6 protein-coding genes are annotated in these 7,315 nt (G+C 64.9%); 5 read left to right on the top strand and 1 reads right to left on the bottom strand.

Going from position 1 to position 7,315, the window contains the following annotated elements:
• The first annotated feature begins 52 nt into the window (after positions 1-52).
• From Q4C89_RS12960 to Q4C89_RS12940, 5 genes are all read left to right on the top strand, one after another.
• Positions 53-832, top strand: coding sequence for a hypothetical protein (locus Q4C89_RS12960; RefSeq protein ID WP_303103040.1), 780 nt, complete (start codon positions 53-55; stop codon positions 830-832).
• 357 nt (positions 833-1,189) lie between these two features.
• Positions 1,190-2,308: a pyruvate dehydrogenase (acetyl-transferring) E1 component subunit alpha gene (gene pdhA / locus Q4C89_RS12955; protein ID WP_303103039.1), complete on the top strand. Its 1,119-nt coding sequence runs from the start codon at positions 1,190-1,192 to the stop codon at positions 2,306-2,308.
• 70 nt (positions 2,309-2,378) lie between these two features.
• The gene (locus tag Q4C89_RS12950) at positions 2,379-3,389 is read left to right on the top strand and encodes an alpha-ketoacid dehydrogenase subunit beta (RefSeq protein WP_303103038.1); all 1,011 of its coding nucleotides are present in this window, start codon (positions 2,379-2,381) and stop codon (positions 3,387-3,389) included.
• A 219-nt stretch (positions 3,390-3,608) separates the two neighbouring features.
• Positions 3,609-4,853 (top strand): Glu/Leu/Phe/Val dehydrogenase, encoded by a 1,245-nt coding sequence (locus tag Q4C89_RS12945; protein ID WP_303103037.1) that lies wholly within the window; start codon positions 3,609-3,611, stop codon positions 4,851-4,853.
• A 53-nt stretch (positions 4,854-4,906) separates the two neighbouring features.
• Positions 4,907-6,211, top strand: coding sequence for a Glu/Leu/Phe/Val dehydrogenase (locus Q4C89_RS12940; RefSeq protein WP_303103036.1), 1,305 nt, complete (start codon positions 4,907-4,909; stop codon positions 6,209-6,211).
• Positions 6,212-6,283: 72 nt separating this feature from the next.
• Here Q4C89_RS12940 and argC read toward each other — a convergent pair.
• A partial coding sequence (gene argC / locus Q4C89_RS12935; RefSeq protein WP_303103035.1) for an N-acetyl-gamma-glutamyl-phosphate reductase occupies positions 6,284-7,315 on the bottom strand: 1,032 nt, incomplete at its 5' end.

Below are 7,315 nucleotides of genomic sequence, written 5' to 3'. Positions count from 1 at the left end.
CATGCTGCCCGCAAGCATCAACACTGTCTGACGCAGACCAGAGGAGGCAACGATGACCATCCTGACCAAAAACACCGATTCCACCTTCCCCATGCCCAGCCCCTTCACGGCCCACTACGACGAAGCTGCGGTGGCGACCTACACTTTCCCGGCGGCCATGACCACCAAGCTGATGGCCGAGCAGAAGTGGACGCTGGACTACACCACCCGCGGGCTGACCGAGTACCGCCGCTTTATCCACCTCGCCGCGACGATGGGACACGAAGTCACGCCCTCGCAAATCGTGGACGAGGCGTGGCACATGCACCTGACCTTTTCCCGTGACTACTGGGAAAAGCTGACGCCGCTGCTGCCTGCGCCCCTGCACCACGAACCCGCCGAGGGGCTGCCCGGCGACGGCGCGAGATACGCCGCGCAGTACCGCCGCACCCTGGACGACTACCGCGCCACCTTCGGACATGAGCCGCCCAGCGACATCTGGCGTGTGGCCCGGCCCCGCCGCCGCGCTCCCTTCCTGGTCAGGCCAGCCCTGCTGTGGACCGTGCTTCTGGGAGCGGCGATGTCTGTCTTTTTCCACCTGTCTGCAGCGGCTCTGACGGTGCTGGGCGTCATCGTGTTCCTGCTGGTCGGCAGTTTCGCGGCGGCCATGCAGCCCCACCCAGGCGACCCCCGCAAGGCCGACGGGTCAAGCGGCGGCGGCTCCTGCGGAGGTGCAGGCTGCGGCTACACGGGCGGCGACAGTTGCGACAGCAGCGGCAGTGACAGCAGTTGCGGCGACAGTGGAGGCGGGGGTTGTGGTGGAGGCTGTGGCGGCGGGGGCTGCGGCAGTTGACCTTCCCCCTCTGACAGACGAATAGGCCGCGAAGCGTATGCAGCAGCTTCGCGGCCTATTCGTCTGTCGCCTTCTGGACTCCGCCGTGACCGGAAGGCACTCGCTTTTGCTAGTCTAGGCAGCATCTTCAAATCTTCGGAGTCTGCTGTCGCCTGATGACCTGTCCTGCCGTCTGCCCTGCTGTTGCCTGCGCCCCTCTGCATGAGGCGGAGCGAGGACGGTCCATGCGCCTCCTGAACCAGCGCCGCGCCCCCTGACGCTGAACATTTGCCCCGCCTGACCTGGCCTGGCCCGGTGTGAGGCGGGCGTTTTGGTTGGTCCTCTCGCCGTCCCTCCCCTTTTCTCCGAGGAGCTGTCATGACTCAAGTTCAGCCCGAAACCCAGGAAACCGCCCAGGCATTTGCCAACGCTGCCGCCGCCTACGACGCTGCGGCCCAAAGCGGCGACATGTTCCGAATCCTCGCGCCCGACGGCACGGTGGTTCGGCCCGACGCCTTGCCCAGCCCCGAGCAGCGGCTTCATCTCTACCGCCAGATGCGCCGCGCCCGGCAGTTTGATGAGCGCGGTTGGGTGCTCTACCGCCAGGGCCGCCTGGGGGTATTTCCGCCGTTTGGCGGCATGGAAGCCAGCCAGTGCGGAACCGCCGCCGCGCTCACCAAAAACGACTGGCTGTTTCCCACCTACCGCGACACGGGCGCGGCGCTGACCCTCGGTCTGCCGATTGCCCGCACGCTGGCCTACTGGCGCACCAGCCCGCACGGTTGGCAGATGCCCGCCGACCTCAAGGTGCTGCCCTTTTACATTCCCATCGCCACCCAGTACCCGCAGGCGGTGGGCGCGGCGCTGGCGGAAAAGCGCAAGGGCACCAGAAACGTCGCTATGGCCTTTATCGGAGACGGTGGCAGCAGCGAGGGCGACTTTCATGAGGCGCTGAACTTTGCCGGAGCCTTGAACGCTCCGTGCGTGTTCATCCTGCAAAACAACGGCTGGGCCATCAGCGTGCCCACCGCCACCCAGACGAAGGCGACCAACCTCAGCCACCGCGCCCTGGGCTACGGCATTCTTGGCGTGCGGGTGGATGGCAACGACGTGCTGGCGACCTGGCACGTGACCTTTGAGGCCGTGGAACGCGCCCGCCGGGGCGAAGGCCCTACCCTCATCGAAACCGTGACCTACCGCGTCAAGCCGCACACCGTCGCGGACGACCCCACCCGCTACCGCACCGACGAGGACACCGCAGGCTGGGACGACAAAGACCCCGTGCAGCGCCTGCAACATCACCTGCTGGCAGAAGGCATTCTGACCGCCGAGAGCGACGCCGCGCTGCAAAAGGAAGTGGCCGACGAGTTTGAAGCCGCGCTGGCCGAAGCCGACGCTTACCCCGACCCCGAACCCAAAGAGATTCTGGAGCACGTCTTTGCCGAGCCGACGCCGCAACTGCTGAGGCAGCGGGCGGAACTGCTGGGCGAGTTGTGAAGCCGCAAATGGCTGAAGGCAGATGGCAGATGGCTCAGATTCAGTTTCTCCCAACCACCGAGGTTTTCGCATGACCGCTGTAACAACCGAAACCATGACGACCAGAACCATGACGATGGTCGCCGCCATCAACGACGCGCTGGACATCGCCCTGACGCGTGACCCCGACGTGTGCATCTTTGGCGAAGATGTGGGCGTGATGGGCGGCGTGTTTCGCGCTACCGACGGCTTACAGAAAAAGCACGGCTTAGAGCGCGTGTTCGACACCCCCCTTGCCGAAGCGGGCATCGTGGGCATGGGCATCGGCATGGGCTTGGCGGGCCTGAAGCCGATTGCCGAGATTCAGTTTGCGGGCTTCCTGTACCCCGCGCTCGACCAGATTCTCTCGCACCTGGGGCGCTATCGCCACCGCACCCGCAGCCGCTACCACCTGCCGATGGTGATTCGCGCACCCTACGGCGGCGGCGTCCACACCCCCGAGCAGCACGCCGACAGCCCCGAGGCGATTCTGGCCCACACTCCCGGCGTCAAGGTCGTGATTCCCAGCACCCCCGCCGACGCCAAGGGGCTGCTGCTCGCCGCCATCGACGACCCCGACCCCGTGTTCTTCTTCGAGAGCATCAAGATGTACCGCTCGCTCAAGGAAGACGTGCAGACGGGCCATTACACGCTGCCCATCGGCAAAGCCCGCATCGCCAAAGAGGGCGACGACGTGACCGTGATTTGCTACGGCGGCATGGTGGAGGTCTGCCAGAAGGCGGCAGAAGCGGCGGCCCAGGCGGGGATCGGCGTGGAAGTCATTGACCTGCGAACCCTGGTTCCGCTTGACCTCGATACCATCCTAGCCAGCGTAGAAAAGACGGGCCGGGTGGTGATCGTCACCGAAGCGCCGCGCACCGCTGGCTTTCACTCCGAAATTTCCGCCAACATCGCCGAAGAAGCCATCGAGTACCTGCACGCCCCGATTGTCCGCGTGACAGGCTTCGACGCGCCGTATCCGCCCTTTACCGCCATTGAGGACCTCTACCGCCCCAACCCGCTGCGGGTGGCGAAAGCGATCAAGAAGGTCATGGGGTACTGAGGCTGGGAGCGAGGGGGCAACGGCTCTTGCAACGTCTGCCCATTTCCGAAGACAGGCAGGAATCGTCTGCGCGTTGCTTGAACTCGGTTCAATCAGCAAAAGCAGTGTCCATAGGGGCAAGACAGCGCAACAAAAAAGCGGCGAGGAGCGGTCTAGACCTGTATCCTCAGACACGCCAAAACCCATTTGTGCAAGACAGTTGTTAAGGAGAGTGACCCTATGCGGGCAACAGGACTCAACTGGCAGGGGCTGATTGAGCAGCTTCAGCAGGCCCTGCCTTATACCGAGGTGACCGACCAGTCGCTGGCGTATTTCAAGTACCCCAAAAGAACCGTCAGCATCAACCTGCCCGTTCGCATGGACGACGGTCAGGTGCGGATGTTTCGCGGCTACCGCAGCGTGCATTCCACGGCGCGTGGCCCCAGCATGGGCGGCGTGCGCTTCAAGCCGGGGCTGAACGCCCACGAATGCGAAGTGCTGGCCGCCATCATGACCCTCAAGGCCGCTGTCGCCGACCTGCCGCTGGGCGGCGCGAAGGGGGGCGTGGACGTTGACCCCACCACCCTGACCCCGCACGAACTGGAGGGGTTGACCCGACGCTTTACCTCCGAACTGGTCGAACTGATCGGCAAGAACGAAGACATCCTGGCCCCCGACATCGGCACCGACCAGCAAGTGATGGCCTGGGCGCTGGACACCTACAACGAAAACACGGGCGAAGCCACCAGCGGCGTGGTCGTCGGCAAGCCTCTGCCCCTGGGCGGCAGCTACGGCAGCAAGGACGCCCGTGGGCGCAGCGCCGCGCTGGTCACCGCCCGCGTGCTGGAACAGGCCGGGCAGCCGCTCAAGCACTCCAGGGTCGCCGTTTACGGTTACGGCGAAGTCGCTCGGCGGGCCGCGCAACTGCTTTCCGGCTGGGGTGCCCTGGTCGTCGCCATCGGGGATGAAGGCGGAGCCGTGTTCGCCAGTTCCGGCCTCGACCTGGAAGCGTTGGCCCAGCACCACGAACAGCGCGGCAAGCTCGAAGGCTTCGGCACCGAAATCAGCCCCGAGGAACTGGTGCAACTGGATGTGGACGCGCTGATTCTGGCCTACGACTACGGCGTCATCAATGCGGGCAATGCCCACGCGGTTCGCGCCCGCTACGTCGTGGAGGCCACCAACCGCGCCGTGTTGCCCGAAGCCGAGCGCTTCCTGACCACACAGGGTGTAGAGATTTTGCCCGACGTGGTCGCCAGCATCGGCGGCCTGATTGTCAACTATCTGGAATGGGTGCAGGACGCCAGCAACTTCTTCTGGTCGGAAGCGGAAATCGAAGCGGCGATTGACGCCCGCGTGCTGGCGGCGCTCGACTCGGTCACCACGTTCGCGCAGCGCAGCGGCACCGACCTGCGCACGGCGGCCTATGCCGTGGCCCTCAACCGCTTGCACAACGCCACCGTCATGCGCGGCGTGTACCCATAAAGCCCTATTTTTGCCCCTCCTCTCCGATTTTCCGCCTCTTGTAAAGGAGCGTTATGACCGCCGAACAATCCACACCCAAGGCCAAGCACGAAATTCCCAGCTACCTCGACCCCAACAACATCGGCCCCTACGAGATTTACCTCGAACAAGTTGACCGCGTCACGCCCTACCTGGGCAAGCTGGCCTACTGGGTCGAAACCCTCAAGCGTCCCAAACGCATTCTGGTCGTGGACGTGCCGATTCACCTCGACGACGGCACCGTGGCCCACTTCGAGGGCTACCGCGTGCAGCACAACACCTCGCGTGGCCCCGCCAAGGGGGGCGTGCGCTACCACCAGGACGTGACCCTCTCGGAAGTGATGGCGCTCTCGGCCTGGATGACCATCAAAAACGCCGCCGTGAACCTGCCCTACGGCGGCGGCAAGGGCGGCATCCGCATTGACCCGCGCAAGTACAGCCAGGGCGAACTGGAGCGCGTCACGCGGCGTTACACCACCGAAATCGGCCTCATCATCGGGCCGGAAAAGGACATTCCCGCGCCCGACGTGAACACTGGCCCGCAGACGATGGCCTGGATGATGGACACCTACTCCATGAACCAGGGCCGCACCGCCACGGGTGTGGTGACGGGCAAGCCGATCAGCCTGGGCGGGAGCCTGGGGCGCAGCGACGCGACGGGACGCGGCGTGTTCGTGACGGGCGCAGAAGCCATGAAGAAACTGAACATGCCGATGGAAGGCGCCCGCATCGCCGTGCAGGGCTTCGGCAACGTGGGCGAGGCCGCCGCCCGCATCTTCCACAACCATGGCGCGAAGATTGTCGCCATTCAGGACGTGACGGGCACCATCCACAGCGCGGCGGGCATCGACCCCGCCAAGGCGCTGGCCCACCTCAAGCAGACGGGCAAAATCACGGGGCTGGAAGGCACCGAGGAAATCCAGAAGGACGAATTCTGGTCGGTGGGCTGCGACGTGCTGATTCCCGCCGCACTGGAAAAGCAAATCACGCTCGACAACGCCGACAAGATCAAGGCCAGATTGGTGGTAGAAGGCGCGAACGGCCCCACCATCCCCGCCGCCGACGACCTGCTGGCGAGTAAGGGCGTGACCGTGGTGCCCGACGTGCTGGCGAACGCGGGCGGCGTGACGGTGTCCTACTTCGAGTGGGTGCAGGATTTCAGCTCGTTCTTCTGGACGGAAGACGAAATCAACCAGCGCCTCGACCGCATCATGCAAGAAGCCTTCCAGAGCCTCTGGGACGTGAAGGAAAAGCACGGCGTGACCCTGCGAACCGCCGTGTACATCGTGTCCTGTACCCGCGTGCTCGAAGCGCGTGCGCTGCGCGGCCTGTACCCCTGAACGCCTTCTCCCAAACGAATACGGATTCCGCCTCGGCGTGCGGAATCCGTATTTTTCTTCTCTGGCTCAGGCTTAAGCCGGGTGCAATCCCATAAATTCCAGCCCTGTCCGCTCATCCCAGCCATGCGCGATGTTGAGCGACTGAATGGCGTGGCCCGCCGTGCCTTTTACGAGGTTGTCGATGGCGGACATCAGCACCACTCGGCCCGTGTCCACGTCCATCTCGAAGCCGATGTCGCAGAAGTTGGTGCCGTCGAGCAGCATGGGGTCGGGGTAGCGGTGAATGCCCTTGGCGACCTTGACGATGCGGATAAACGGCTCCTGGCCGTAGACCTCGCGGTAGGCGCTCCACACGTCCTTGTCGCTCCAGCCGTCGGGCACCCACGCCTGCACGGTGGTCAGGATGCCGCGCACGCGGGGGGTAGAGATGGCGGTCAGGTGCAGGGGGAAGTTGCCGGGAAGCTCCTGCTGCGCCTCGGCGGTGTGGCGGTGTCCGACGGGTTTGTAGACGCGCAGGCTGCCCGCCCGTTCGGGGTGGTGGCTGGAATCGCTGGCACTCGCGCCCGCCGCGCTGCTGCCCACCAGCCCGGTGGCGATGATGTCCTTGGGCGCCAACGCCCCGAGCTTGAGCAGCGGGTACAGCGCCAGAATCACAGAGGTGGCAAAGCAGCCCGCGCAGGCGATGCGGGTCGCGCCCTTCAGGTCGTCGCGGTGCAGTTCGGGGTTGCCGTAGACCCACTCACCCAGTTTGTCGGGAGCGGGGTGAGGCTCGCCGTACACGCGCTCGTACACCTCGGGGTCTTTGAGGCGGAAGTCGGCGGAGAGGTCCACCAGCACCTTGCCCTTCGCCTCAAATTCGGCAATGCGCTTGGCCGCCGAGTTGTGGGGCAGTGCCAGCACCACGATGTCGGCAGCTTCGAGGTCGGCAGCCTTGACGAATTTGAGGTTGGTCGCCCCGCGCAGGTTGGGGTGAACCATCGTCACGGGCAGTTTGGCGCTGCGTTCGCTGGTCACTTGCGTGACTTCGAGGTGGGGATGGTTCAGGGCGAGGCGCAGAAATTCGCCGCCTGCGTAGCCACTGCCGCCCACGATGGCGACGGTCTT

The organism is Deinococcus sp. (assembly GCF_030523985.1).
GTDB lineage: Bacteria > Deinococcota > Deinococci > Deinococcales > Deinococcaceae > Deinococcus.
This window is presented reverse-complemented; position numbering and strand designations above follow the sequence as displayed.

Coding starts and splice junctions, on each gene's coding strand:
- Q4C89_RS12960 (WP_303103040.1), top strand. CDS start 53: ATGACCATCCTGACCAAAAACACCGATTCCACCTTCCCCATGCCCAGC.
- pdhA (WP_303103039.1), top strand. CDS start 1,190: ATGACTCAAGTTCAGCCCGAAACCCAGGAAACCGCCCAGGCATTTGCC.
- Q4C89_RS12950 (WP_303103038.1), top strand. CDS start 2,379: ATGACCGCTGTAACAACCGAAACCATGACGACCAGAACCATGACGATG.
- Q4C89_RS12940 (WP_303103036.1), top strand. CDS start 4,907: ATGACCGCCGAACAATCCACACCCAAGGCCAAGCACGAAATTCCCAGC.
- Q4C89_RS12945 (WP_303103037.1), top strand. CDS start 3,609: ATGCGGGCAACAGGACTCAACTGGCAGGGGCTGATTGAGCAGCTTCAG.